Origin of the sequence: Streptomyces araujoniae, assembly GCF_050871195.1 — a bacterium.
Taxonomy (GTDB): Bacteria; Actinomycetota; Actinomycetes; order Streptomycetales; family Streptomycetaceae; genus Streptomyces; species Streptomyces bacillaris.
On sequence record NZ_CP194070.1, the window covers coordinates 303,103 to 329,287 of the forward strand.

Below are 26,185 nucleotides of genomic sequence, written 5' to 3' on the forward strand. Positions count from 1 at the left end.
CGGCCCGGCATGAGAACATCAGTACATGGTGACGTCAGTGGACAATGACATCTTGCGGGCGCTCGCGGATCCCCTGCGGCTGCGGATCGTCACCCTGCTCGCCCGGGAAGCCCTGTGCACCACCCACCTGGTGGAGGAGACCGGGGCCCGGCAGACGAACCTCTCCAACCATCTCAAGGTGCTGCGGGAGGCAGGGATGGTGGAGACGGAGCCCTGCGGGAGGTGGACGTACTACCGCCTCAGGCCGGAGGCCCTGTCCGGGCTGGCGGGCGAGCTGGCCCGGCTGTCCGTCCAGGCCGAGGAGACCGCGGCCTCCGGCCGGACCCGCGCCTGCTGAGACGCCCCCGTCCCGCGCGGCGGTCGGCACGTCACACGGGACGGAGGCCCGGCCCGCCGGGCGGACGCGGTCAGGAGGGCAGGGCCACCAGGGCGTCGGTGCCGGGCAGTTCCAGCCGTACGGTCCGGTCGCAGAGCCGGTCGACCTGTGCCGGGTCGTGCGAGACGAGCAGCACGGTGCGGCGCCCGCGCAGCGCGGCCACCGACTCCTCCACGGTGTCCCGGCTCCGTTCGTCCAGGGCGCTGGTGGGCTCGTCGAGCAGGAGCGCGGCCGGCTCCAGGGCCAGCGCCCGCGCCAGGCAGAGCCGTTGGCGCTGCCCGGCGGAGAGCGTCTGGGCGGGCGAGTCCAGCCGGTCGCTGACCTCCTTCCACAACCCGGCCTCCTTCAGGGCCTGTTCGGCACGTTCGCGCAGCGCCTCACGGGGGGCCCGCAGGACGTGGCGCAGGCCGAAGAGCGCGTTGTCGAGGATGCTGCCGCCGAAGACGACGGGCGTCTGCGGCACCAGGACCACCTTGGTCCGCAGGTCCGCGTCGCCCTTGCGGGAGAGGACCGGGCGCCCGGCCACCTCCACCCGCCCTTCCCGGGTGAGCCCGGCCGGAAGGAGGTCGACCAGGGCGCGCAGCACCGTCGACTTGCCGGCGCCGGACGGTCCGCACAGACCGGTGGTCGAGCCGTGTGCCACTTCGAAGGAGACCGGGCCGACCAGCGTCTTGGCCCGGTCCCGTACCCGGAGGTCCCGCACGGTGATTACGTGGTCCATCGTTCTCCTTCGAAACGGTTGCGCAGCGCGACCGCCAGGCTCAGCAGTACGGCGGTGATCAGCACCAGGACCATGGCGCTCCCCCACGCCTGCGCGACGGCCTGGGGATCGCCGGAGTCCTGGGACAGGGTGAAGATGTGCGTGGGGAGGGCCTGCACGGGCGATTCCACGATGCCGCCGGGCAGCGCGGGCGCGCCGAAGAAGACCGTCGCGGTGAAGAGGAGCGGCGCGGTCTCCCCCGCCGCGCGCGCCAGCCCCAGCAGCAGCCCGGTGAGCGTGGCGGGCCAGGCGTACGGGACCACGACGGACCGGATGTACTGGGCCCGGGTGAGTCCGAGGGCGAGCGCGCTCTCGGTCATCTCCGGCGACAGGCTCCTGACCCGGGCGCAGGTGGGCAGCGCCACCATCGGCACCACCACCGGGACCAGGACGATGGCGCCGGCCAGCCAGGACCGCCCCCAGCCCATCGCGCTGCAGAAGATCACGAATCCGGCCAGGCCCAGGAGGATGGTCGGCGTCCCTCCCACGACGACCGTCAGGGTCTGCAGGACCCGTACGGTACGGGCGGAGGCGTGGACCCCGAGCAGGACTCCGGCGCCGAACCCGAGCGGAAGGGCGATGAGTCCGCAGGTGATGACCAGCAGGAGCGTGCCGAGGATCTGGTCGCTCACGCCGCCTCCGGCCGCGCCGGTGGCGGAGGTGAACCAGAACGACGGCTGGAAGGCCGCGCTGCCCCGCGTCGCCAGCACGACGAGCATGCCCAGCAGCAGGAGCACGGGGAGCGCCAGCGCGCCCAGCCGTACGGCGGCGACGAACCGGTCCAGCTGGTGGCGGCCGCGTCCGGCCGACTGCCGGCCGCGGAACCGGCCGCTGCCCGCCGTACGGGACGCACCGCGGTTCCCCCACACCGTCGCCACGGCCACCAGGGTCAGCAGGACGAGCCCGAGGCCGCACAGCGAGGCGAAGTAGGTCCCCGAGGTGCCGGCCAGGACGGGTTCCGGGCCCGCGAGCTTGGTGGTCAGCGTCTGGCCGGGGCGCACCAGCGAGTTCAGCAGCTGGTCGAACGTGCCGGGGAGCCGCCCGTCGGCCCTTCCCACCACCAGGAAGACGGCGATGGCCTCGCCGAGCGCCCGGGCCAGGCCGAGCAGGACGCCCGCCCGCATCCCGGGCCGTGCCTTCGGCAGGACGGCCGAGCGGATGACCTCGCGGCGGGTCAGTCCGAGGGAGTAGGCCGCTTCCCGGTCCCGGTCGGGGACCGCGGCCAGCGCGTCCACGCTCACCGCCACGATCGTAGGCATGATCATGACAGCCAGAACGATTCCGGCGGCGAGGAGGCTGTCCCCTCCCGGCACGTCCGCGATGGCCCCGACGAACGGCCGGATGAGGAGGATACCGATCAGCCCGTAGACGATCGAGGGCACGGCGGCCAGCAGCTCCACGCTCATGCGCAGAGCGCGGGCGGCCCTCCGGGGCAGGTACTCGGAGAGCGCGACGGCCGCTCCCCACCCGACCGGGACGGCGAGGACGAGCGCGATGACACAGACGACGGCCGATCCGTAGATCATCGCCAGGCCGCCGAAGACCGAGCCGGTGGGGCTCCACGAGGACTCGGTCAGCAGTTCGGCCCAGTCGACGTCACCCCCCGCGACCCCTTCACCGAGATATCCGAGGAGCGCCAGCAGCACCGCCAGGACCGAGAAGGCCCCCGTGAAGAGCCACCCCCACACCCAGGCCGACCGGCGCGGGCGCGGCTCGGTGCCGGGTTCGACGACCGGCCGCTCCTCCTGCGCGAGCGTCACCGATCACTTTCCGATCTGCGCGAGCGACAGATATCCGTGCGGCTCCAGCAGGGCCTGCCCCTTGTCGGAGAGCAGGTAGTCGATGAACTTCTTGGCGTCCCCGGCGGGTTCGCCGTCCGTGATCAGGTAGAGCGGCCGGTTCATCGGGTACGCGCCGGAGGCGATGTTCTCGGGGCTGGCGGCGATGCCGTCCAGCGTCACCACCGCGAGCTTCTCCCGCCCCTCGACGAAGCCCGTGGAGAGCGGACCGACCGCCCCGGGGGTGGACTCCAGCTTGTTGCGGGTCTCCAGGTTGCCGCCGACGATCGCGAAGTTGTCCGTGTCCGGCGGCGGGGGGGCCTTCTCGTCCCCGTAGACGTACTTGTCGAGGACCTCCCGCGTGCCGCGTCCGGGCTCCTTGTCGTAGACGAAGACGTCCAGCTTCGGGCCGCCCACCTCGGACCAGTTGGTGATCTTCCCCTCGAAGAGGCCCCGGACCTGATCGACCGTCAGGTTCTTGACCCCGGCGTCGGCGACCGGCTTCGTCACGATGACCCCGACGGCGTCCGAACCGATCTGCGTGGTGACGAAGTCGGCCTCGGGATGGGCCGTACGGTCCTCGTCGGCGATCGGCTTCGAACTGAGCGCGATGTCGATCTGCCCCGCCGCGAGCTGGGAGATGCCGCCCGCGGATCCGCCCTGGGTCGCGATGGTGATGTTCATCCCCTGCGCCTTCAGGGCCTCCGCCGCGTCGGCGGCGACCGGCGCGACGGTGGTCGAACCGCTCGCCCTGAGCCCGCCCCCGCCGGCGCTCGACTGCCCGTCGGCGCAGGCCGTCACGAGACCGGCCAGGAGCACCCCCGACACGAGATACCCGAGACGTCGCCGCGGCGTGGCCGACCTCCTCCGTGCCGCCTCGCCCTGACCCTCAACGACCGAACACGACTGCGCCGTACGCGACATGCGGTTCCCCCAAGGAGCGCCTCTGATTTGAGGGGAGTCTAAGCAGGTCGACAGGCGGCCGGAAGGATCATCAACTACCCATTGGTGTAACGCTGTTCACATTCCGTTCGCTTGAAGTTCACCCTCAGGACTGGTAAGGCGCGATCTCCTCGAGCAGACCTTCGACCAGGATCCTGATCTCGTCACGGATGACGCGAACGGCCTCCGGGCCCAGGCCGGACGGGTCGTCGACCTTCCAGTCGAGATAGCGCTTTCCGGGGAAGACGGGGCAGGCGTCACCGCACCCCATCGTCACGCAGACGTCGGCCGCACGGACCGCGTCAGCCGTGAGGACCTCGGGGCTCTCGGCGGAGATGTCGATGCCGGCCTCGGCCATCACCTCGACGGCGGCGGGATGCACGGCACCCCCGGGGTCCGAGCCCGCCGAGCGGACCTCGACCCGGCCCCCGGCGAGGTGCGCGAGCCAGGCGGCGGCCATCTGGGAGCGGCCCGCGTTGTGGACGCAGACGAACAGGACGGACGGCTTACCGGAGACCTCGGCCACGATCATCGTTCTCTCTTGCAGAGCCGCGGCCCACCGGCCCGCGACAGTTCACTCTTCACTGGTGTCAGCAGAAGATGATGTGAGAATATCAGCGCATGCTGAACTCAGTCGATCCTGATGCGAGCGCCGCCCCCTCCGGGGCCGGGCGGTCACCCCGGAAGCTCTCCACGCTCGACCGCTGCCTCGCGGTGTGGATCCTCCTCGCGATGGCCGTCGGACTGGGCCTGGGGCGACTCGTCCCCGGCCTGGGCGACGCGCTCGCGAAGACCGAGATCGGCGGCGTCTCCCTGCCCATCGGGCTCGGCCTGCTGGTCATGATGTACCCGGTCCTGGCGAAGGTCCGCTACGACCGGCTCGACCGGGTGACCGGCGACCGCCGCCTGCTGGTCACCTCACTGGCCGTCAACTGGGTGGCGGGCCCGGCGTTGATGTTCGCCCTCGCGTGGATCTTCCTGCCGGACCTGCCGGAGTACCGCACCGGCCTGATCATCGTCGGACTGGCCCGCTGCATCGCCATGGTGATGATCTGGAACGACCTGGCCTGCGGCGACCGCGAGGCGGCGGCCGTACTGGTCGCCCTCAACTCCCTCTTCCAGGTGGTGGCGTTCGGCCTGCTCGGCTGGCTCTACCTGGACCTGCTGCCCCGATGGCTGGACCTGGGCGACGGCCAGGGCCTGGACGTACCCGTCGGACACGTCGCGCTGAACGTGCTCGTGTTCCTCGGCGTCCCCCTGCTGGCGGGGTTCCTGACCCGCCTCATCGGCGAGTGGAACATGGGACGGGCGGAGTACGAGGCGAGGCTCCTGCCCAGGATCGGGCCGTGGGCGCTGTACGGACTGCTGTTCACGATCGTCGTCCTCTTCGCGCTCCAGGGCAGGACGATCACCTCGGAGCCGCTCGCCGTCGCACGGATCGCCCTGCCCCTCCTGCTCTACTTCACCCTCATGTTCTTCGGGAGCTTCTTCCTCGGCAAGGGCCTCGGCCTCCCGTACGACCGCACCACGACACTCGCGTTCACCGCCGCCGGCAACAACTTCGAGCTGGCCATCGCCGTGGCGATCGCGACGTTCGGCGTCACCTCGGGGCAAGCGCTCTCCGGGGTCATCGGCCCGCTCATCGAGGTGCCCGTACTGATCGGCCTGGTCCACGTCGCCCTCCGGCTGCGCACCACCTTCGCGCCGGCGCCGCACCCGGCACCGGGCGACACCGGCTGACGCACCCCCAGGGGCGCCCGTTCCGCGGCGACAGGCACTCTTCGACCACTAATTCGACATCCATCTATGTTGACGACCTTCTAAGCAAGTGGCAGGCTGCATACATAGAGGAACATCGAACCAGCGGCCGGATCTGCCGCCTCTCCTGGGAGGGCATCACCCCATGACCACCACCGCGCACCTTCCGGTCGTCGTGATCGGGGCGGGTCCGACCGGCCTCGCCGCCGCGGCCCACCTCGTCGGGCGCGGCCTCGTCCCCCTCGTCCTGGAAGCCGGACCGGCCGCCGGATCCGCCGTACGGGAATGGGCGCACGTACGCCTGTTCTCGCCCTGGGCGGAGGTCCTGGACCCGGCCGCCGAGAAGCTCCTGGCCCCCACCGGCTGGACCCGGCCCGATCCGGCGGCGTACCCCTCGGGCGGGGACTGGGCCGAGCGGTACCTCCAGCCCCTGGCCGACGTCCTGGGCGACCGGGTCCGCCTCGGCGCCCGGGTCACCGGCGTCTCGCGCGCCGGGCGGGACCGGATCGTGGACGCCGACCGGGACCGGCAGCCGTTCGTCGTGCACGTGACCCACGCCGACGGCCGCGAGGAGCGGGTGACGGCCCGCGCCGTCATCGACGCCTCCGGCACCTGGGCCACGCCGGGCCCGGCCGGCGCCTCCGGCCTGCCGGCCCTCGGCGAGAAGGCCGCCGCCGACCGGATCGTCCACCGCGTCCCCGACCTCGGCTCCCCCGCCGTCCGCGCCCGGTACGCGGGCCGTCGCACCGCCGTCATCGGCTCCGGGTCCTCCGCCTTCACCGCGCTCGCCCAGCTGGCCCGGCTCGCCGAGTCCGGCGACGGCAGGGGCACGGAGATCGTCTGGATCCTGCGCCGGACCATCTCGGGCTCCACCTTCGGCGGCGGAGGGGCGGACCAGCTCCCCGAGCGGGGCGCCCTGGGACTGGCCGCGAAGGCCGCCGTCGACGACGGCCACGCGAAGGCGGTCACCGGGTTCCGTACGGAGGCGATCGAGCGCGCCCCCGACGGCCGCGTCGTGCTCGTCGGCGAGGACGGACGCCGCTCGGACCCGGTCGACGAGGTGATCGTTCTGACCGGCTTCCGCCCCGACCTCGGCTTCCTCGGCGAACTCCGCCTCGGCCTGGACGAACGGCTCCAGGCCCCGGCCGCCCTGGCTCCGCTGATCGACCCCAACCAGCACTCCTGCGGCACCGTCTACCCCCACGGCCACCGCGAACTCTCCCACCCGGAGCCCGGGATCCATCTCGTCGGCATGAAGTCCTACGGCCGCGCACCGACGTTCCTCGCCATGACCGGCTACGAGCAGGTCCGCTCCGTCGTCGCGGCCCTGGCGGGTGACATCGAGGCGGCCGACCGCGTGGAACTGACTCTCCCCGAGACCGGGGTCTGCGGCGGGGCCGGACTCTTCGACGACCCGGACGCGGCCCCGGCCGACCCGGGGAGCTGCTGCACCGCGCCCCAGCCGGAGGTGGTGCAGCTCAGCGCGCGGGCACCCGGCCCCGTCACGGATTCCGCGCAGACCTCGGCGGCCGGCGGCTGACCGTCCCGGGCTGCCTCGGCCTCCCCTCCCGGACGCGTCCTCGCTGTCACTGCCCTCCGCCTCGTCACCGTGCCGCGACCGCCCGGCCAGATGAAACCCTGGCCGGGGTCGGGACCGGTCAGGGGCCCGCCCCCCCTAGGGGGCGATGACGGCCTCCAGATAGGCGTGCCGGATGCGTACGCCCGGTCCGTCCGGCGAGGTGTGGTTGCCGAAGGCGCGGAGAAGCCCCGCACGCAGCACGGTTGCCGTGCCGGACGTGTCGGCGGGGTCCGGTGCCGCCGGGCCGAAGCTCCGGAGGAACCTCTCGCTCCGCGCGGACGCCGTACCTCCTCAGAGCGCCTCGCGGTCGGCGAGGCCGGTGACCAGGTCACGGACCGCGTGCAGGGCGGGGTTGTCATCGTCCGCCCTCCAGGCCGCGACGAGTTCGACCGGCTCCCCCTCGACACCGGCCAGGGGGCGCAGCACGACGCCGTCCAGTTTGAGCGTCTCGGCCGCCCGGGGCACGAGGGCGAGCCCCAGGCCCGCGCGTACCAGCGCGAGGATCGTGTGCACCTGGCTGAGGTAATGGACATAGTGCGGCACGATCTCCACCTGGCGGAAGACCCCGACCAGGACCTCGTAGAAGTAGCGCGCCTCGGCGGGCGAGTACATGACGAACGGTTCTCCGTCGAGGTCACGGACGTGGGGTGCGCGGTCCGGCGCGGCGAGCGGGTGGTCCGCGGGCGTCGCGAGCAGAAGGGACTCGCGGTGCAGGGAGCGGTACGCGATGCCGGTGCCGGGCACCGGCGGACGGACGAGCGCGAGGTCCAGCTCCCCGGAGCGCAGTTCCTCCAGTTGTGCCCCGGAGACCCGTTCGCGCAGCACCAGGCCGACGCCGGGGAGCTCGGCGTGGATGGCTCCGACGATGCCGTCGAGCACCGAGTGCGCCGCCGAGGCGGTGAAGCCGAGCGCCACGGTCCCGATCTCGCCTGCCAGCGTACGGCGTACGGACAGAGCCGCCTGCTCGGTGAGGCCGAGGATGCGCCGGGCGTCACCGAGGAACGCCTGTCCCGCGGCGGTGAGCCGGACGGACCGCCCGCTCCGGTCGAACAGGTGGACTCCCAGCTCGCGCTCCAGGAGCTGGATGCGGCGGGACAGGGGCGGCTGGGTCATCGACAACCGCTCCGCCGCCCGCCCGTAATGAAGCGTCTCGGCGACGGCGATGAAGCTTTCCAGCTGACTCAGGGTGAACATCGATCCAGTATGCGCATCGGTCGATGCGTAAGAAGTGTTGGACCTGCATCGGTTTCGTTCCTATGGTCGTCGAAATCGCTGCTCCGCACGTCCTCCGGAAGGAAACGTTCATGCCCACCCACACCCCGACCGAGCTCGCCGAACGCCTCGGCTCCGGGCTGCTGTCGTTTCCCGTCACCCACTTCACCGCCGACCTGGCGTTCGACGAGACGGCCTACCGGGAGAACATCGCCCGCATGAGCCGCTATGACGTCGCCGCGCTCTTCGCCGCCGGCGGGACCGGGGAGTTCTTCTCCCTGACCCCGCAGGAAGTCGGCACCGTACTGCGGGCCGCGGTGGAGAGCGCCCCGTCCGGCACGCCGATCCTCGCTCCGGCCGGGCACGGCACCGCGCAGGCGGTCGCCATGGCACGCGAGGCAGAGGCAGTGGGCGCCGACGGTGTCCTGCTCTTCCCGCCGTACCTGACCGAGGCCTCCGCGGACGGTCTGACCGCCCATGTGCGGGCGGTCTGCGAGGCCACTTCACTCGGAGTGGTCCTCTACAGCCGCGCCAACGCCGTCTACACCGCCGACACGGTGGCCGCGCTCGCGGACGCCTGCCCCAACCTGATCGGCCTCAAGGACGGGGTCGGCGACCTGGAGCGGATCACCCAGATCCGCTCGCGGCTCGGTGACCGCCTGGTGTACATCGGCGGCCTGCCGACGGCCGAGACGTTCGCGCTGCCCTACCTGGAGCTGGGCGCCACGACCTACAGTTCCGCCATCTTCAACTTCCTCCCCGACTTCGCCCTGACCTTCTACCGGGCGGTCCTGGCGCGGGACCGGGAGAAGGTCCAGGACCTGCTCGACCGGGTCGTGCTCCCCTACACCGCGATCCGCGACCGCAAGCCGGGGTACGCCGTCAGCATCGTCAAGGCCGGTATGGAGCTGACCGGACACCCCGCCGGTCCGGTACGGCCGCCCCTGACCGATCTGGACGACACCGAGCGGGGAATGCTCGCCGGCGTCATCGAAGCCTCCCGCGCGGCCTGACACGTGTCGCCACACCAAGGAAAGGAGCCACCCATGTCCACTCCGTCCGGGACCGGTCCCACCGGCGCGATGGTCATCGGCGCCCGTCCCGTCGTCGGTACGGGGAGGGAGATCCGGTCCGTCGACCCGCGTACCGGCCGGCCGCTCGAACCCGGCTACCCGGCCGCGTCGGTCCACGAGGCCGACCGGGCCTGCGAACTGGCGCGGGAAGCCGCGGCCCCGTACCGGACGACGGCTCCGGAGCGCCGTGCCGCCTTCCTCGACCGCATCGCGGACCTGCTCGACGCGGAGCGGGACGCGCTGGTGGAGCGGGCCCACGTCGAGACCGCGCTGCCCCGGCCCCGGCTCACCGGCGAGGTCGGGCGCACCAGTGGCCAGCTGCGCCTGTTCGCCGCGGAGTTGCGGGCAGGTGTGTGGCAGGGGGCGCGGATCGATCCGGCCCGGCCGGAGCGTCAGCCGCTGCGGCGTGCCGACATCCGTCAGCGCCGCATAGCCGTGGGCCCCGTCGTCGTCTTCGGCGCCGGCAACTTCCCGCTGGCCTTCTCCACCGCCGGGGGCGACACCGCCTCGGCGCTGGCCGCCGGCTGCCCGGTGATCGTCAAGGCGCACCAGGCCCACCTCGGGACGGCCGAGCTGGTGGCCCGTGTCGTGGGCCGGGCGGTGGACGAGACCGGGATGCCCGAGGGTGTCTTCTCCCAGCTCGTCGGCGGCGGCAAGGAGCTGGGCACCGGACTGGTCGGTGACCCCCGGGTGCGCGCCGTGGGCTTCACCGGTTCCCGTTCCGGCGGACTGGCCATCGCGGCGGCCGCCGCCGCCCGGCCCGTACCGATCCCCGTGTACGCGGAGATGAGCAGCATCAATCCGGTACTGCTCCTTCCCGGGGCGCTCCGGGCCCGGGGGGCGGAACTGGGGGCCGCCTTCGCCGGATCGCTGACCCTGGGGGCCGGGCAGTTCTGCACCAACCCGGGGCTCGTCCTCGCCGTGGGGGGCCCCGGGCTGGACGCCTTCACCGCGGCCGCCGCCGAGGCCGTCGCCGCCGATCCCGGGGCGACGATGCTCACCCCGGACATCGCCCGCCACTATGCCGCCTCCGGCGACGCCGTGGCCGGCCGGGAGGGCGTCGAGGAGGCCGGGCACGGCGGCGGGGACGGCGGCGTGGCCCGTGGCCGGGCCCGGCTGCTCACCGTGGACGGCACGCGCTTCATCGGCGACCCGGCGCTGCAGACCGAGGTCTTCGGCGCGACGTCGCTGATCGTCCGCTGCGCGGACCCCGACGAGCTGACGGCCGTCCTGGGCGTGCTGGAGGGGCAGCTCACCGCCACGGTCCACGCCGACGAAGCCGATCTGCCGCTCGCCGGGAGGCTCCTGCCGCTCCTGGAGGAGATCGCCGGGCGGGTGCTCTTCAACGGCTGGCCCACCGGGGTGGAGGTCGGCCACGCGATGGTGCACGGCGGGCCCTTCCCGGCCACGACCGACCCGCGCAGCACGTCCGTGGGGACCCTCGCCATCGAGCGGTTCCTCCGCCCGGTCGCCTACCAGGACGTTCCCGACGCCCTGCTGCCCGACGAGCTGCGGGACGGCAACCCGCTCGGTGTATGGCGCCGGGTCGACGGGGCTCCCGTGCGGGCTCCGCTCTCCGCCGACCGCTGAGCCCGTACGGGCCCGGCCGGGGAGCCGCCCCGGCCGGGCCCCGGAACCGCCTTCGAACGCATTTCTTCCAGAGTCGTGAGGACGCAATGACCGCACACACGCTTTCGCCGCTTCCCGACGGCCACGGCGACCGGGCCGACCGGCCGCCGCAGGCACTCGCCCGTCCCCGTTCCGCTCCGTCCCCGACCGCCCTCGCGGCGCTGCTCCCGCGCGACGCGCTCTGTGGGAGGTACTTCCATGGCCACTCCTGATCTGCGCAGCGCCGGCCGCCGCACTGCCGAGCAGCCGCTTCCGCCGGCCGGACCCACCGAGGCGAAGGCGCCGAGCACCGGCCTCCACCGTGAGTCGTGGGTGGCCGCCGCCAAAGCGGTCGCGGGGATCGTCGGCCTCTTCGTCCTGTGGGAGCTGCTCGTCCGGATCATCGACCCGCCGGACTATCTCTTCGTCGGCCCGCTCTCCGCCTTCGCCGAGCTGGCCGAGCGCCCCGGCTACTTCGCGGAGAACACCTTCGTCACACTCCAGGAAGCACTGGCCGGGTTCGCGCTCGGCACCGCACTCGGTGTGCTGTGCGGTGCGACTCTGCACTATTCGAGCACCGCGCGCAGTTTCCTCTATCCGGCGCTCATCGCCATCGACACCATCCCCAAGGTCGCGCTCGCGCCGCTGTTCATCGTGTGGTTCGGATTCGGCTTCGAGTCGAAGGCCTTCGTCGCCATGGCCATTGCCTTCTTCCCCCTGGTGATCAACACCTTCGACGGGCTGAGTTCGGTCCCGCACGAGCTCCAGGAGCTCGCCCGTATCAACCGGGCCTCCGCCTGGAAGAAGATGGTGAAGATCGACTTCGTCTACGCGATCCCCTCCATCTTCTCCGGGGCGAAGATCTCCATCTCCCTCGCGGTGGGCGGGGCGGTCGTCGGCGAGTTCATCGCCGGCTCGAAGGGGCTCGGGTACGTCATCCTCCTCGCCAACAGCCAGGTGGACCTGCCGTCGATGTTCGCGGCCTTCATCGTCCTCGCCGCCATCGCCCTGACCCTGTTCTTCGTCGTCGACTACGCGGGCCGAAAGCTGGCCCCGTGGAAGAACCACGCCAAGTGACCCCGGGATCGGAGGCTGGAAATGCGTAGGACAACGCGCGGGGCCGTCGCGCTCGCGGGCGCGGCGATGATGGTCGGCCTGTCCGGATGCGTGGGCGGGGGCGGGAAGAACTCCATGACCCTGATGCTCGACGTGGGGTACCTCCCCAAACACGCGCCGTTCATCTCGGCCGTCGAACGCGGCTTCTTCAAGGCGGAGGGCATCGACCTCACGGTCATGCCGGGTTCGGGTTCGACCAATACGGTCACCTCGGTGGTCACCGGCCGGATCGACGCGGGCTGGGCCGACTTCGGCGCCACCGTCACGAGCCAGGGCAGGGGCGCGAAGGTCAAGCAGGTGAATCTGCTCCAGGCCAGGTCCGCCTACGCGGTCGTCGCCCTCGCGGACTCCGGGATCAAGGACTGGGAGGATCTGCGGGGCAGGGCCGTCGCCACCGAGGGCGGCGGCGCGATGACCGCCATGTGGCCGCTCGCCCTGAACAGACTGGGCTTCGACGAGAGCGACGTGGACGTCATTCCCGCGTCCAGCGCCTCGAAGATCCCCGGCCTGCTGGCCAGGCAGTGGGACGCCAATCTCGCGCTGCACGTCTCCGACGAACCGGCCATCGACGCCCTCGGACGCAAGGCCACCGTCCTGAAGTGGTCCGACCTCGGCATCGACCTCTACGGCAACGGCATCGTCGTCTCCGACGAGAAGCTCAGGAACGACCCCGACCAGGTCCGGAGATTCAACCGGGCCATGCAGAAGGGGTTCCTCTGGGCCTGCCAGAACCCGGAGAAGGCGGCCGAGGACTTCAAGACGGAGGTCTCCGGATACGAGACGCGCACGATCACCCTCGCCATCGGCGCACAGTGCGGCCTCAACTGGGGCAAGGGCGAGGCCGCGGACCGGTACGGCGTCATGGACGACGCCGGAGTCCTCCGGGCCATCGACACCGCCCGTGAGTTCCTCGGCCTCCCCGAGGGCAGCAGCCTCTCCCCCGAGGACGTGTACAGCAACTCCTACCTCGAGCCACTGGGATCCAACGAGACTATCCAGGCCCCGTGACGGCCGGATGGGGAGTCACATGAACAACGAATACGCCATCTCGGTCAACAACGTCGGGAAGACCTACCGGTCGCGAAGGGGCCAGGAGAACACCGTTCTCAAAGGGCTCGACTTCCATGTCGAACCCGGCCGGTTCGTGTCGATCGTGGGGCAGTCGGGCAGTGGCAAGACCACGCTGCTCAAGACGGTCTCCGGCCTCCAGGAGCCGACCGAGGGGGAGATCCTCGTCCAGGGCCGGCCGATCCAGGAGGGGATCGAGGACATCGCGATGGTGTTCCAGAGCCCCGTGCTCCTGCCCTGGCGCAACAACCTCGACAACGTACTCCTCCCCCTGGAGTTCCGCGGTGCCCGGACCGACGAGGCGCGCGCCTATGCCATGGAGCTGCTGGACATGGTGGGGCTGGGCGGAAAGGCCAGGAACTACTCCTACGAGCTCAGCGGCGGGATGCAGCAGCGCGTGGCCATCTGCCGGGCGCTCGTCTCCCACCCCAAGCTGCTGCTCATGGACGAGCCCTTCGGGGCGCTCGACGCCATGACCCGGGACTCGATGAACTTCGAGATCCAGCGCATCTGGCAGAACACCGGGTGCAGCGTCCTCTTCGTGACCCACAGCATCCCGGAGGCCGTCTGGCTCGGGGATCGCGTGGTCGTCGTCGGCGACCGCCCCGGCCGGATCATCGCCGACGTCACCATCGACCTGCCGCGCCCCCGGGGCAAGGAGCACCGGTACTCCCCGGAGTTCTCCGCCTACACCACCGAGATCGAATCGCACATCGGTGTCGTGGCCGGCATCAGCTGACCACTCAGTCACGCACCCACGACCGTGAACCGCCGTCGAAGGAGCACCATGCTGCACATCACCGCTGACGTCACGCAGGTACGGGAGGAGTTCGGGCTCGACGCGCGCAAGAGCCTCCTGTTCTCCGCGATCCGCCTCGACTCCTACCCGTTCGTGGCCCCGCTGATCGCCCGGACCGGGACGGAGCACCTCCTGCTCGTACGGCAGCAGGAACAGGGGAACGCCCTGTCCGCCGGGGTACCGAAGGACCGGATGCGCTTCTACGCTCCCTGGGTCACGATCGACCCGCGCATCATCGCCGACACCCCCGCCGCCGAGTCCCTGACCCACCTGGTGGACGAACTCGCCGGCGGCGGCCCGGTCACCCTCGCCGCCGACGTCGTCTACGCCCATCAGCTCGCGCTCTCCGGTTCCGTCGAGCTCGTCGTCTCCGACCAGGACCCGACCCCGGTGACCGCCTACGAGGTCGACCCGGCCGATGTCCTGGCCACCTTCGCCGCCTGGCGCGAGACCGGCGTGCGGACCGCGAGCCGGCTCATAGCGGACGTCCCGCATCTCTCGGGCCTGGCCGAGGAGTTCACCTCGCGGAAGGACAGCCGCTTCGCGGAGCTGCAGAAGCTCGCCGCCGAACGGTCCCTGGACGCCGTGCTGCTCGCGGCGACGCCCAACTTCACGGAGGCGACCGGACGCGCCCGGCCGGACGGAGCGGTGGCCCTGTGGCTCAGCGGTCCGGAACGGCTGGTGGTACTGGTTCCCGAGGGCTCCGACGCCCTGCCGGGCGCTTCCGCCGGTGAATTCCCCTCCGTGGGCGCGGCCGTCCGGGCCCTGGCATCCGGCGCACGTACGGGGGTCGAGGAGGAGTGGATCAGCGTCGGCCTGGCCCGCGAACTCACCCGCGAGGGAGCGGAACTCGTCCCGGTCACGGCGGCTCTGGCCCACTGGCGGGACATCCGCGACCACGAGGACCTGGCCTTCCAGGTGGTGGCCGCCCGCGCGAGCGTCTTCGCCATCGAGGAGGCGCTCTCCTGGGCGGAGGAGGGGCTCGACGCCGGGCGCTCCTTCAGCGAACTGGACATCGACGCGGTCTACCTCGACAAGATCGCCGAGTTCCGTACGGCCCACGCGATCCCCTTCGGTATCGAGCCGTACTTCACCAACCTGCACTCCTCCAACCGCATGCTCTTCCCCGGCCCTCCGGTCGACCACCCGGTCGACCACGAGACGACCTGCGTGCAGTTGGACGCGGGCGTACGGATCGTCTTCGACGGGGTCGACGTGGCCACCTCCGACATGGCCCGCTCGCTGCCCCGCACCGATGCGGCGAAGGAGGCGTACCGCTTCTTCTTCGACGTGGTGCGCGAAGGGATCATCGGACAGATCCGTCCCGGTGCCGTCTGCGAGGACGTCCACGAGGGGACCCTGCGCTACCTCGCCCCGCACCTGGAGCGGATGGTCGCCATCGGCATGCTCGGCACGGACGTCGACTTCAACACCGAGTACCGCAAGCGCAACGTGGGCCATCTGATGGGCAAGCAGGAGTCCTTCGCCAACGAGCTGCGGCCCGGCTACAAGCACGTGCTCCGGATCGGTTCGTACGGTGCCGCGGAGATCCCGTGGCGTTACGGGAACGTGGCGATCGGCACGGAGGACCTCTGGTACATCGGCCGGGACCGCACCTACGTCCTGAGCAGGCGATGAGGTTCGTCAGGCCCGCACGGCACGCTCGCCGTGCAGGCGGTGCACCGAGGAAGGAGAACTCATGACCACCGTCCGGAAACGGCTGGAGGCGCTCTCGATCGAGCTGCCCGTCCTCGGGCCGCCGCGGTACGCCTACGAGGCGACGACGTGCTGGGGCGGGCTCCTGTACGTCTCCGGCCAGATCTCCCGGTCCGCGTCCGGCGAGGTGCTCCGGGGCCGGCTGGGAGAGGACTCGACCGTGGCCGACGGGGTGCTCGCCGCACGCACCGCCGCACTGAACCTCCTGGCCCGGGTGGAGGAGGCGATCGGGCTGGACCGGGCCCGCGTTCTGAAGCTCAACGCCTGGGCGGCGAGCGCACCGGACTTCGTGGACCAGCCGACGGTGATCGACGGTGCCTCGCAGCTGCTGATCGACGTCCTGGGCGACCACGGCCGGCACGCCCGCACCGCCCTCCCGACCCAGGTCCTGCCCCAGGGCGCACTCGTCGAACTGGACGCCACGATCGCCGTCCGCGGCTGACCGCACACCGGGCCCACCGGTTTCCCACGCCGTACGGCACCGGCGCTCCGCCTTTCACACACGGTGAGGGTCCGCACCACGAGGGTGCGGGCCCTCACCCGTTCCGGAGATCACCCGGCGAGATGTCTCGGGCGGAACAGCCTGGTCAGGCCCCGGCGCAGACCTCTCACCGCCGGAGAGCAGTTCCGCCGTCGGCCGCAGCGGCCTTCTCCGGGAGTCACGGCGCGTCCCACCGTTGCCAGAGCATCTCCAGCCCCAGCACGATCGCACACGTCACCGCGATGGATCCGGGCACGGCCACGAAGGCGACGTGGATCAGGCCGTTCTCGTCCGGGAGGAAGAGATCCACCCAGCCGAGGGTCAGCGCCAGGGCGGTGGAGATTCCTCCGATGCGTGAGGCCCACGCGAAAAGGCGCGTGTGCCAGGGGCCCGGGGCACCGGAATCCCGCGACCGCACATCGATACTGAAGAAGACCAGCAGAACGGCGAGGAACGAGATCAGGCTGACCATTTCAGCCGATGGCATCGTGCGCATTTCACCCACCCGATTCGACCTGAAGAGGGAAAACCCGACCCTGCCTCACCCTTTCGCAGCGGCGGGTCGTGGTGTCCGGTGCGGGGAGCACGGTGGCGTGCGCCTGCTCCGTGCGAGGGGGACACAGGAACTCCGTTCAGCAGCAGAGGCAGTCGTCCGCCCAACGAAACCCGGCGTCAACCGTCACCCCGAGCGGGCAGGCCGCACCCGAGGGGCGGTCACGGCACGCGCAGCCGTGGGCTCGGGTGTGTGCGGGTGAGGCTGGTGAGGATGCGGGCGGCCGCCTCTTCGCCCGAGCGCAGGGCGCCGTAGGTGCTGGAGGGGCCGAAGTAGTCTCCCGCGAGCTGGAGACGGGGTTCCGCGCTGCGGCGGCGGGCGTTGAAGGCGCGCAGGTCGGCGTAGCCCCCGGGCGGGCGGACGACCAGGGCGGGGTCCTGGCGGCTGACGTGACTGGTCAGGAAGGTGTCGCGGAGGCCCGGAAAGACGGCGGAGGCAGCGGTGAGGGCCTCTTCGGTGACGGTGGCGTCGTCGGCGTCCCACCAGCGGTCGGTGAACTCCTCCCGGGGGTGGAGGGTGAGGAGCCCGCGGCCGTCGTCCACCCTTCCGGGGATCTTGTTGTGGTGCAGTTCGATACCGACCAGGGCGGGGTGCGTCCGGCGGGCGAGGAAGAGGGCGAAGGCCTTCTCCCGCGGGGGGCGTTCGAGGCCGAGGGAGACGATCAGGGCCCGGGAGTAGGGCAGTGCGGAGAGGTATTCCCGGTCCGGAGGAGCCAGCTCGGGCAGGATGCCCGGCACCTGCGGGGCCGGGAGGGCGACGACCACGGCGTCGGAACGGTCCGTGTGCTCTCTCCCGTCCCCGTCGCGCCAGGTGACGGAGAAGCCGTCGTCGCGTCGGCGCACAGCGGTGACCCGGGTGTTCAGCTCCACGTCGAGGCGGTCCGCCAGGGTGCGGGTGAGCAGCCCGACGCCCTGCGGGCTGTTGAAGTGCGGGACGAGGAGTTTCGCCGTGTAGAAGAGCATGTCGGCGGCGGCCATGCGGTCCGGTGAGGCCAGGACGATCCCGCCGCCGAAGAGCGGCTCGCAGAGGTGGTCGATCGCCTCCTGGGTGAGGTGCCGCCGGGCGTACTGGGAGGCGCTGAGGGCGTCGAGGTAGGTGTTCCGGTCCATGGTGTCCCAGTCCAGGCATCTGCGGTGGGCCAGGAAGCTGGGGAGCGCGCGGAACATCGCCGCCTTGGTGCGGGGACCGATCAGCCGGGTGCGGAGGAGGTCGCTCCGGGAATCCGTCCGCAGGCGGTGGACGGTGTTGTCGCGGTCGAATCCGCACAGGGTGCTGGAGGGGCCGAACTGCTGGGCCAGGCCCAGCTCCTCGATGAGGCGCAGCATGCCGGTGTAGTTGCGGCCGAGGATGCTGGCGCCGAGCTCGACGCGGAAGCCTTCGTGGTCCACGGTCCGCATGCGGCCGCCGGCCGCCGGCTCGCGTTCCAGGACGCGGACCCGCAGGCCTGCCCGGCGCAGCCGCCAGGCGGCGGTGAGCCCGGCGATCCCGGCTCCGACGACGATCGCGGTGGGGGGCGCGGCGGTGGTGAAGGGGTGGTGGGTCTCCACGGTGGTCAGCCTGTTCCTCGGTTCGGTCGGGTGGCGAGCAGGTGGTGCCAGTAGGGCTCGACGGCCGCGGCGCTGCCCGCCACCCAGCCCATGACGGCTCGTACGAAACGCTTTCGGGGCCCGGAGAGAGCGGTGTCGGCCAGCAGCCCGGCGCACAGGGCGTCGAAGCGGTGCTGGTGCGCGGCGTGCAGGACGACCGTGGCCCGGTACGCCTCCGGCGGCGTCAGCCCGTACTCGTGCGCGAGGACGGTGACGGCGTTGACCGGGTCGCCCTGCTGCTGTTCGGCGGCGTGGCCGAGCAGGTCGTTGGCGAGCCCGCCGATCAGGAAGGCGAGTTCGGCCACGCCCAGGAGCGGCGCGGGCAGCGGAGCCGTTCCCTCCGGCATGCCGGGGGCCAGCAGATGCAGGTACATCGGGTGGCCGCCCGAGGTGTGGACGCGCCTCGCCAGATAGTCGGCCAGTCCCGGGGGATTTCCCGTGGCCCGCCAGGGTGCCTCCCGCGCGCACTCCTCGATGTACCGCCGCAGCCCCTCGGCCAGGAGCGGCAGCAGCTCCGCGCCGCCCGCCGCCACGATGTCCGCGCGCAGGGAGACCAGGGAGGCCAGGTGGGTGCAGGCGGTGGCCTCGGCGGGGAGTCGGCCGGAGAGCAGGACACCGGGCGGGTCCCACTCCCGGTGCGCGGCGAGCCGGTCAGGGTGTTCGGCGACGGTGTCGTCGAAGTGGAACACCCAGGCGAGGTGGCGGGCGGTGAGCCGGGCCACCCCGAAGGGCGCCCCGGGCATGCACCGGCCGACCAGCCGGCCGATCCTGCGGCGCTCCAGCCCGCTGTCGCCGGGGGCGCCCAGGCCGTGGCCCCCGGCCCAGTCCCGTACGTCCGTCTCCAGCTCCCCGGCGGCCGGGTGGTCGCCGGCCTCCGGGGCGAGCCGCAGGAGGTGGCGGTGGGCGTAGGCGGCCAGCGCGTACGGGGTGTCCGTACCGCCGTCCGTCCTGTCCACGCTCTCCCCGTCGGCCGTCATGCGCCGAACCTGCGCTCGCGGCCGGCGAACGAGGCGAGCATGGCGTCGAAGGCCGCGCGGTCGAAGTCCGGCCAGTGCTCGGGGGTGAAGTACAGCTCGGCGGCGAGGCTCTGCCACAGCAGGAAGCCGGACAGGCGCTGTTCACCGGAGGTCCGCAGGATCAGGTCGCAGCCGGGCTGGCCCCAGCGCTCCAGGCGGCGGCCGACCGCCGCGCTGTCCAGGGCCTCGACCCCGCCTTCCGCGATCACGGCGTGAGCGGCGGCCACGATCTCCTCGTGCCCGTCGTACGCGACCGCCAGGTTGACCCGCAGCCCGGCGCCGCGGCCGGTTCCGGCGGCGTCCCGGGCCCGGCCGGAGAGGCCGGTCAGTCCGAGGGTGTCCAACTGCTCCGGTGAGCCGAGGACGTTGACGTCCCACCCTCCCTCGGCCGTGACGCCGTCCACGAGGGCGGTGATCCCCTCCAGCAGTACGGGCAGTTCCTGCCGCTTGGCGGCGTTGGCCTGGGAGAGCGCCCAGACGGTGACCGTCTCCATCCCCGCCTCCTCGCACCAGCGCAGCACCTCGACCGTCCGGTCGGCTCCCCGCCGGTAGCCGTAGCGTGCGGGGACTCCGCGGTGGCGGGCCCAGCGCCGGTTGCCGTCCGGCACGATCCCCAGGTGCCGGGGGACGGCCCCGGCCGACGGATCGCCGTGGGGCGGGCGGCTCAACGGACACCTGCCAGCTGCCGTCCGGAGACGTCCGGCGCCGGGGTGGTCCGGCGCGCGAGGTGCCCGAGTGCCAGGACGGTGAAGACGTCCGCGAGCACGGGGACCGTGAAGACGAAGGGGCGCGGGCCGATCGAGTCGGAGCGGGCGCCCCGGACGCGGCCGTCGTGCTCGGCCTCGACCAGGAACGAGGACGCGGCGATCGCGGGCCCCGGGTCGTCCTGGCCGCACACGGCGATCAGCCCGTACGCCGTGCTGATCACATCGCTGGCCTCCCCCTCCTGCCGCCCCCAGCCGCCGTCGCCGTTCTGCCGGGCGAGCACCAGGCGCATGCTCCGCCGGGCCGTCCGGTGCACCTCGGCGGGCTGCTCCCCGCCGTTCCGGGTGGCGGCGAGCAGCACCCGGAAGACGGTGTGGAGCCGGCTGCTGCTCCAGTCGGGCGGGAACGAGCCGTCGGCCCGCTGCCGGGCCGCGAGGTAGGACAGCCCCGCCCGGATACGGCCGGTGTGGTCCTGCGGCCGGACGGTGAGCGCGTCCACGACGGCGGCGGTCATGGAGGCTTCGGAGGGCGCGCCGGCCACATAGGTGGGGAACCCGCCGTCCGGCGCCGCCACCGAGAGCATCGAGCCGATCCCCCGGGTGACGGGTTCCTGGAAGCGGACGGGGTCCAGGGAGTGGAGGAACTGCACGGCGACGGAGGTGTCGTCGACATCCGCCTGGCACGAGAGATCGGTGTAGGACCAGCCGCCGCCCGGCAGTTGCCGCTCCACCAGGTGGGCCGCGATCCGGTCCAGCACCTCCCGCGGGGCCCCGGAGGCCGCCAGGGCGACCCCGGCCGTGGCGGTGCACCAGGTGTCGGTGTCCGTGACGAACGGCAGTCCGCCGTCCGGCCGTTGGTGGGCGAGGGCCCGCCGGATCCCCTCCTGGACGATCCGCCCGGTGCCGGGCAGACCGGAGAGGGCGTGGAGTACGGAGAGGTGGATGAGGACGTTGCCCTCCCACAGGTGCGGCCGCCCCTGGGTGTCCAGCAGCAGCCGTACGTCCTCGTCGCTGATCCGGGCGGTGTTCCCGGTGGCCTTGGCGAGGATCACCTTGCTCGCCGTCACCTGCACCGCGGCCCAGCTGTGCAGCCCGGCCGGGGAGAACGCGGCCTCGTCCCAGCAGGGGAGGAACCTTTCGTCGACGGCCGCCGCGAACGCGTGCACCAGTGCCCGTTTGCGTACGGCGGTGAAGTCCGGTGCCGTACCGGTCACCTGATCGAGGCCCAGGTCGGCCGGGACGAGGGCACGCCGGTCCAGCACCGCGCCGGCCAGCGCGCCTTCCACCCCCTCGACCGCACCGGCAGCCGTCCGGGAGCGGAGGAACCCGCGCACGGCGGCGCCGGCGTCCGGGGCGGCACCGGACGGCGGGCGGCCCGGGGAGGCGCCCGTACGCTCCAGCAGGGCGGCCGCGAGCGCAGACTCCAGGACGCGGCTGCGGCACGGCTCGCGCACCGCACCGTCCGCGCCGACCCGGGCCGCCAGGGCGGAGACCAACCGGCGCCCGGTCCGCTCCAGCCGGGCAGGGAACAGCTCCGCCGGCCAGAGATCCCCTCCGGTGTCCCTCGTCCGCATCGCCCCGCTCCTCCCGCTCCCGCCCGACCCCGTTCTCCGGAAAGAACGATCAGCGGAGAAAACGGAAAGGTGCAGCGGCCCGACAGCACTCGAACGTGCGCATCGCCAGACAGGTGTTCCCCCTACGGCAGGCAGGCGACGCGCACAAGGCCACCCGGCCGCCGGGGACGGGCCGGACGAGGACCCCACGGATCCGCCCGCGCCTTCCTCCCGCCGACAGCCCTTGTCAGTATCCAGAATCCTGTTTACTGTGCACGGTGTGGACGACCTCGACTCCCGCTTCCTCACCCGCAACGGCCTCGCCGCCCGGCAGCTGGCCGTCCTGCTCCTGAACCACGAGCCGGACACCCGACTGCCCCGCGTCCGGGACTTCGCCGAGGAACTGGGATGCGGCAACGGGACGGTCCAGGCCGCGCTCCAGCTGCTGGAGGAGGCCGGGGCGATCACCACGACCGCCCGGGGGCACCTGGGCACGTTCCTCCTCGACTCGGACCGCACGGTCCTGTGGCGGCTGTCCGGGCTCGGCACGCTGCTCGCGGCGATGCCCCTGCCGTACTCCCGCCGCTACGAGGGGCTGGCCACCGGCCTGCGCGGAGCGTTCGAGCAGGCCGGGGCGCCGTTCGCCGTCACCTTCATGCGCGGGGCCGGGGCCCGGACCGCCGCGCTGCTGGAGGGCAAGGTGGATCTGGTGGTGCTCTCGCGGTTCGCCGCGGACCAGCTGATCGCCGAGCACCCGGTGGAGCTGGTGGCGGACCTCGGCCCCGCCACCTACGTCGGCGCGCACGGCATGCTGGTCCGGCACGGTGTCGACCTGGACGGTCCGGGGCTGCGCGTGGCGGTCGACCACACGTCGGAGGACCTGCGCATGCTGGTGGAGCGCGTGTTCGCCGGCCGGCGGGACATCGAGTGGCGGGAGGTGTCGTACATGCAGCTGCACGACCTCTTCGCCCGTCACGAGGTGGACGCCACCGTCTGGAACCTGGACGAGGCGCGGGAGCGGCTGGGCGTCGGGGTCGACGTCCTCCCGCTGGGCGACGAGGTCACCCGCGAGCTGGCCCTGCGCAACTCCAGCGCGGCGGTGATCGGCCGCAAGGACGGGGCCAAGGCGCTCGGCGCGGTGCGCGAGGCGCTCGACCTGTCGATCGTGACCCGGATGCAGAGCGAGGTGCTGATGGGCGAACGCACCCCCTCCTACTGACGGAACACCGGCCGCCCCGGCTCCGCTCGCAGGCGGCACACCGCACCCGGAACACTGTGCGGCCTGAAAATACAGAATCCTGGTTATTGGTTATTAGGAGGATCCTCATGGACGAACAACTCGCCCTGCGGCTCCGGCTCTTCCGCGAAGGCGGCCAGGCCACCCCCGAGGTCACCGACTTCGTGGCCGCCGAACTCGCCGCGCTGGAGGCCGAGGGGCATACGGTCACCGAGGCCACGGCCGGCATGCTCACCAGCCATCTCACGATGGCCCTCGGCCGCCTCCTGCGCGGCGAGCCCATCGAGGAGTTCTCCACCGACGACCAGGTCGCCGCCGAGCTGGCCGGTCATCCGGAGGCCCTGGCCCGGGCCCGGGCGGTCTCCGCGCGGGCCGAGCGGGAGCTCGGGACCGCACTCCCCGAATCCGAGATCAACTTCCTCGGCCTGCACCTGGCCGTCCTGGCGCGGCGGCCGTCCGTCCCGCCCGCCCCCTGAGCGTCGCGGGCGACCGCGCACCCAGCCGTCCCGGCACCGAACGACACAGAGAGCAGGACAGCAATGACGAAGATCCTCACCGGCGGTATCGGCAAGGTCGAGGTCACCCGGACCATCGGCGCCCTCGGGCTCGACGCGCTCGACGTGACCGCCTCCAGCGACATCGACGCCGCGATGAAGCTCCGGGCCGGCCAGGCCGACTACTACCTCGGCACCTGCCACACCGGGGCCGGCGCCTCGCTCGGGGTCCTCGTCGGGCTCATGGGCAGCGCGGCCTGCCACACCTTCGGCCGCAGCGTCCCGGACGCGGCGGAGATCGACACCCTGCTGGCCGAGGGCAAGAAGGTCTTCGGCTTCTCGATGGACCAGATCGACACCATCGCCCCCCTCATGGCGCGCGCCATCGCGGCGCGCGGCTGACCCGGCGTCCGATCGCCGTACCGGGCGCCAAGGAGTGACTCGTGAGCACCACACTCGCCGCGGGCAGCGGCTTCGACTTCACGCTCGCCCAGCAGCTGACCGTCATAGCCCTCTGTGCGCTGACCGCCTTCATCGCGCACATGGCCCTGGCCGTCTTCAACGACGGCGTACGCCCCTTCCTGCTGGACTTCATCCAGGGGCGGACCACCCGTAGTGCGACGACGGCCGTCTCCTTCGGCCTCTCCGCCGGGTTCATCTTCGGACTCGGCGCGCCGATGGCCCTGTCCACCGGGGTGCTCAACCCCTGGCTGCTCTTCCTGCCCACCGACATCCTCGGCATGCTGGCGCCGAGGAAGTGGCTCGCGCCCCTCCTCGGCGGGGCCTGGGGCGCGGTGGTCGTCTTCGGTCTCAACGGCGCCAACAACGTCGCGCACGACCTGCCCGTCGACTTCCTGACGGCGATGCAGCAGATGTCCACGCCGATCCTCTTCCTCTTCACGCTGTTCCCGGTGCTCGCCATCACCAAGCAGTTCGGCCGGGCGTGGGGCGCGGCGGCGGGCGTGATCGAGCTGGCTCTCGTCGTCCTGACGATGAAGCTGTGGCCGAACATGTTCGCCGGGGCGCTGGCCATGGCCGTCGGCGTCCTGATGCTCATCGGCCTCGCGGTCGCCAAGGACCTCCGCCGGCGCCGGGAGGACCGGACGCGGGGGGTGGTCGAGGAGGTGGCGGCGGACGATCCGATGGCGTCGCTGTTCAGTGCCAGCGCGGCCCGGCTGCGCCGCCATCTGCCGCTGTTCATGGTGCTCGGTGCCGGAGTCTGCGTCCTTGCCCAGATGCATGTGTTCGGCGGCGGCGAGGCCACGAGCTTCCTGATCGCCAAGGGGCAGTACGCGGAGGCGGCCCAGGTCGACTTCTACCGGGTGTTCGGGTTCGTGCCGCTGATCGCCACGACCGCGCTCGCCTCGGGCGCGTACGGGATCGCCGGTTTCACGCTGGTGTACCCGATCGGCTACCTGCTGCCGAACCCCTTCATCGCGGCGGTCGTCGGCGCGCTCGTCTTCGCGGTGGAGGTGCTCGCCCTCTCCTGGATCGGGAAGGTGCTGGGCAAGCTGCCCAGTGTGCGGGACTCCTCGGAGCACCTGCGCAGCGCCATCACCGACACCCTCCAGCTGGCGATCCTCTTCGGTTCGCTGATGGCGGCGAACGCGATGGGCGGCGGGCTCGGCATCCTCGTCGTGGGCGGGCTCTACCTGTTCAACGAGGCGATGGGACGGCCCGTCGTGAGGATGGCGGCGGCCCCGGCGGCGGTGATCGTCGGAGGGATCCTCCTCAACCTCCTGTACTGGCTCGACCTGTTCACCCCGGTCCAGGGCTGACACCACCACCGGCACCCGCACGTACCGGAGAAGGAACCGTCATGAACCACCCCCCACCGCGCACCCTGCGTACGGTGACCGGCAGTCTCGACCCCGAGGCGGTACGCGGCCCGGTCCTCCCCCACGAACACCTCGTCCTCGACCTCGACTGGGCCGGGGACGGGGCGGCCGTCCTCGCTCCGGAACGCCACGGGGCGGCCGTGACCGGTGAACTGGACGAGCTGCGAAGGCGTTTCGGGCTCTCCCTGGTCGTCGAGCTGACGTGCCGGGGCATGGGCCGCGATGTCACCGCGCTGGCGCGCCTCTCCCGGGAGGCGGGCGTGCCCGTCGTCGCCGCGACCGGCTGGTACTACGAGCCGTTCCACACCCCGGAGATCGACACCGCCGACGTGGAACAGCTCACCGCCGTCCTGGTCCGCGAGATCGAGGACGGCGTCGGGGCCACCGGCATCCGCCCGGGTGTCCTCGGCGAGATCGGCAGCCACGGGGACGTACCGACGCCCTCCGAGACGAAGGTGCTGCTGGCCGCCGGCCGGGCCGCCCTGGCCACCGGGCTCCCGCTGGCCACCCACGCCCAGCTGGGCCGGGGCGGGACGGCCCAGCTGGAGCTGCTCACCGGCGAGGGGCTGTCCGCCGAGCGGATCTGCATCGGCCACCAGGACCTGCTGGACGACCCCGGGGTGCACCGGGAGCTGGCCGCACGCGGGGCGTACGTCGCCTTCGACACCGTCGGCAAGGAGTCCTACCAGAGCGACCGCACCCGGTTGCGGCTGCTGACGGCCCTGGTGGAGGCGGGCCACGCGGACCGGGCCCTGCTCAGCTGCGACATCTCACGCCACGGCTATCTGCGCGCCGAGGGAGGGCAGGGCTACGGGCACCTCTTCGAGGAGTTCCTGCCCCGGCTCCGGGCGGCGGGCGCGGACGACGACCTCGTCGACCTGCTGACCCGGCGCAATCCCCTGCGCTTCCTGACCGGCGCGAACGTGGAGGAGAACTGA

25 protein-coding genes are annotated in these 26,185 nt (G+C 72.1%); 15 read left to right on the forward strand and 10 right to left on the reverse strand.

Annotation, left to right across the window (positions count from 1 at the left end; translation table 11 throughout):
• The first annotated feature begins 25 nt into the window (after positions 1–25).
• A complete protein-coding gene (locus ACQ9ZG_RS01160; RefSeq protein ID WP_084996681.1) occupies positions 26–337 on the forward strand; it encodes an ArsR/SmtB family transcription factor in 312 nt (103 codons plus the stop codon).
• Positions 338–407: 70 nt separating this feature from the next.
• Here the strand turns inward: ACQ9ZG_RS01160 and ACQ9ZG_RS01165 are convergent, their stop codons facing one another.
• From ACQ9ZG_RS01165 to ACQ9ZG_RS01180, 4 genes are all read right to left on the reverse strand, one after another.
• Positions 408–1,097, reverse strand: coding sequence for an ATP-binding cassette domain-containing protein (locus ACQ9ZG_RS01165; RefSeq protein WP_181398256.1), 690 nt, complete (start codon positions 1,095–1,097; stop codon positions 408–410).
• Positions 1,085–2,896 carry a phosphate ABC transporter permease subunit PstC gene (gene pstC, locus ACQ9ZG_RS01170; protein ID WP_109915609.1) on the reverse strand — a complete coding sequence of 604 codons (1,812 nt, stop codon included), beginning with the start codon at positions 2,894–2,896 and terminating at the stop codon, positions 1,085–1,087. Before pstC ends, ACQ9ZG_RS01165 begins: the two co-directional genes overlap by 13 nt.
• A 3-nt stretch (positions 2,897–2,899) precedes the next feature.
• Positions 2,900–3,742 carry a phosphate ABC transporter substrate-binding protein gene (locus tag ACQ9ZG_RS01175; protein ID WP_499279669.1) on the reverse strand — a complete coding sequence of 281 codons (843 nt, stop codon included), beginning with the start codon at positions 3,740–3,742 and terminating at the stop codon, positions 2,900–2,902.
• A 220-nt stretch (positions 3,743–3,962) separates the two neighbouring features.
• Complete coding sequence (locus ACQ9ZG_RS01180) at positions 3,963–4,388, reverse strand: arsenate reductase ArsC (protein WP_109915607.1); 426 nt, start codon at positions 4,386–4,388, stop codon at positions 3,963–3,965.
• Positions 4,389–4,477: 89 nt separating this feature from the next.
• Between ACQ9ZG_RS01180 and arsB the strand changes: the two genes are divergently transcribed.
• Entirely contained in the window at positions 4,478–5,596 is a 1,119-nt protein-coding gene (arsB, locus tag ACQ9ZG_RS01185; protein ID WP_109915606.1) for an ACR3 family arsenite efflux transporter, read from the forward strand.
• 163 nt (positions 5,597–5,759) lie between these two features.
• Positions 5,760–7,154, forward strand: a complete 1,395-nt coding sequence (locus ACQ9ZG_RS01190) for an NAD(P)-binding domain-containing protein (RefSeq protein WP_499279670.1) — start codon at positions 5,760–5,762, stop codon at positions 7,152–7,154.
• 330 nt (positions 7,155–7,484) lie between these two features.
• Here the strand turns inward: ACQ9ZG_RS01190 and ACQ9ZG_RS01195 are convergent, their stop codons facing one another.
• Positions 7,485–8,387, reverse strand: a complete 903-nt coding sequence (locus ACQ9ZG_RS01195; RefSeq protein WP_109916658.1) for a LysR family transcriptional regulator — start codon at positions 8,385–8,387, stop codon at positions 7,485–7,487.
• Between the two features lie 110 nt (positions 8,388–8,497).
• On the opposite strand from ACQ9ZG_RS01195, the gene kdgD reads away from it, so the two are divergent.
• The 7 genes from kdgD to ACQ9ZG_RS01230 all read left to right on the forward strand — a co-directional run bounded on the left by kdgD (position 8,498) and on the right by ACQ9ZG_RS01230 (position 16,227).
• Entirely contained in the window at positions 8,498–9,418 is a 921-nt protein-coding gene (kdgD, locus tag ACQ9ZG_RS01200; protein WP_028417197.1) for a 5-dehydro-4-deoxyglucarate dehydratase, read from the forward strand.
• A gap of 33 nt (positions 9,419–9,451) precedes the next feature.
• Positions 9,452–11,068, forward strand: coding sequence for an aldehyde dehydrogenase (NADP(+)) (locus ACQ9ZG_RS01205; RefSeq protein ID WP_499279671.1), 1,617 nt, complete (start codon positions 9,452–9,454; stop codon positions 11,066–11,068).
• 237 nt (positions 11,069–11,305) lie between these two features.
• Positions 11,306–12,163, forward strand: coding sequence for an ABC transporter permease (locus ACQ9ZG_RS01210; RefSeq protein ID WP_109915015.1), 858 nt, complete (start codon positions 11,306–11,308; stop codon positions 12,161–12,163).
• Between the two features lie 21 nt (positions 12,164–12,184).
• Positions 12,185–13,210 (forward strand): ABC transporter substrate-binding protein, encoded by a 1,026-nt coding sequence (locus tag ACQ9ZG_RS01215; RefSeq protein WP_258312103.1) that lies wholly within the window; start codon positions 12,185–12,187, stop codon positions 13,208–13,210.
• Between the two features lie 19 nt (positions 13,211–13,229).
• A complete protein-coding gene (locus ACQ9ZG_RS01220; RefSeq protein WP_018491250.1) occupies positions 13,230–14,009 on the forward strand; it encodes an ABC transporter ATP-binding protein in 780 nt (259 codons plus the stop codon).
• A gap of 48 nt (positions 14,010–14,057) precedes the next feature.
• Positions 14,058–15,707, forward strand: a complete 1,650-nt coding sequence (locus tag ACQ9ZG_RS01225) for a M24 family metallopeptidase (RefSeq protein ID WP_109915017.1) — start codon at positions 14,058–14,060, stop codon at positions 15,705–15,707.
• Positions 15,708–15,768: 61 nt separating this feature from the next.
• Positions 15,769–16,227, forward strand: a complete 459-nt coding sequence (locus tag ACQ9ZG_RS01230) for a RidA family protein (protein WP_109915018.1) — start codon at positions 15,769–15,771, stop codon at positions 16,225–16,227.
• A 217-nt stretch (positions 16,228–16,444) separates the two neighbouring features.
• Here the strand turns inward: ACQ9ZG_RS01230 and ACQ9ZG_RS01235 are convergent, their stop codons facing one another.
• From ACQ9ZG_RS01235 to ACQ9ZG_RS01255, 5 genes are all read right to left on the reverse strand, one after another.
• Positions 16,445–16,753 carry a hypothetical protein gene (locus tag ACQ9ZG_RS01235; RefSeq protein ID WP_258312104.1) on the reverse strand — a complete coding sequence of 103 codons (309 nt, stop codon included), beginning with the start codon at positions 16,751–16,753 and terminating at the stop codon, positions 16,445–16,447.
• A 227-nt stretch (positions 16,754–16,980) separates the two neighbouring features.
• The gene (locus tag ACQ9ZG_RS01240; protein ID WP_181398186.1) at positions 16,981–18,366 is read right to left on the reverse strand and encodes a protoporphyrinogen/coproporphyrinogen oxidase; all 1,386 of its coding nucleotides are present in this window, start codon (positions 18,364–18,366) and stop codon (positions 16,981–16,983) included.
• A gap of 5 nt (positions 18,367–18,371) precedes the next feature.
• Positions 18,372–19,382, reverse strand: a complete 1,011-nt coding sequence (locus ACQ9ZG_RS01245; protein WP_499279673.1) for a terpene synthase family protein — start codon at positions 19,380–19,382, stop codon at positions 18,372–18,374.
• Complete coding sequence (gene uppS, locus ACQ9ZG_RS01250) at positions 19,379–20,089, reverse strand: polyprenyl diphosphate synthase (RefSeq protein ID WP_109914021.1); 711 nt, start codon at positions 20,087–20,089, stop codon at positions 19,379–19,381. Before uppS ends, ACQ9ZG_RS01245 begins: the two co-directional genes overlap by 4 nt.
• A complete protein-coding gene (locus ACQ9ZG_RS01255) occupies positions 20,086–21,699 on the reverse strand; it encodes a prenyltransferase/squalene oxidase repeat-containing protein (protein ID WP_499279675.1) in 1,614 nt (537 codons plus the stop codon). The genes uppS and ACQ9ZG_RS01255 overlap by 4 nt, the downstream gene beginning before the upstream one ends.
• Positions 21,700–21,958: 259 nt before the next feature.
• Between ACQ9ZG_RS01255 and yhfZ the strand changes: the two genes are divergently transcribed.
• The 5 genes from yhfZ to ACQ9ZG_RS01280 all read left to right on the forward strand — a co-directional run bounded on the left by yhfZ (position 21,959) and on the right by ACQ9ZG_RS01280 (position 26,185).
• Entirely contained in the window at positions 21,959–22,897 is a 939-nt protein-coding gene (gene yhfZ / locus ACQ9ZG_RS01260; RefSeq protein ID WP_028417204.1) for a GntR family transcriptional regulator YhfZ, read from the forward strand.
• Positions 22,898–23,004: 107 nt separating this feature from the next.
• Positions 23,005–23,391 (forward strand): PRD domain-containing protein, encoded by a 387-nt coding sequence (locus ACQ9ZG_RS01265; protein WP_109915182.1) that lies wholly within the window; start codon positions 23,005–23,007, stop codon positions 23,389–23,391.
• A 63-nt stretch (positions 23,392–23,454) separates the two neighbouring features.
• Positions 23,455–23,811, forward strand: coding sequence for a DUF2620 domain-containing protein (locus ACQ9ZG_RS01270; RefSeq protein WP_028417206.1), 357 nt, complete (start codon positions 23,455–23,457; stop codon positions 23,809–23,811).
• A gap of 41 nt (positions 23,812–23,852) precedes the next feature.
• Positions 23,853–25,187 carry a YhfT family protein gene (locus tag ACQ9ZG_RS01275; RefSeq protein ID WP_109915181.1) on the forward strand — a complete coding sequence of 445 codons (1,335 nt, stop codon included), beginning with the start codon at positions 23,853–23,855 and terminating at the stop codon, positions 25,185–25,187.
• 41 nt (positions 25,188–25,228) lie between these two features.
• Positions 25,229–26,185 carry a phosphotriesterase family protein gene (locus ACQ9ZG_RS01280; protein ID WP_109915180.1) on the forward strand — a complete coding sequence of 319 codons (957 nt, stop codon included), beginning with the start codon at positions 25,229–25,231 and terminating at the stop codon, positions 26,183–26,185.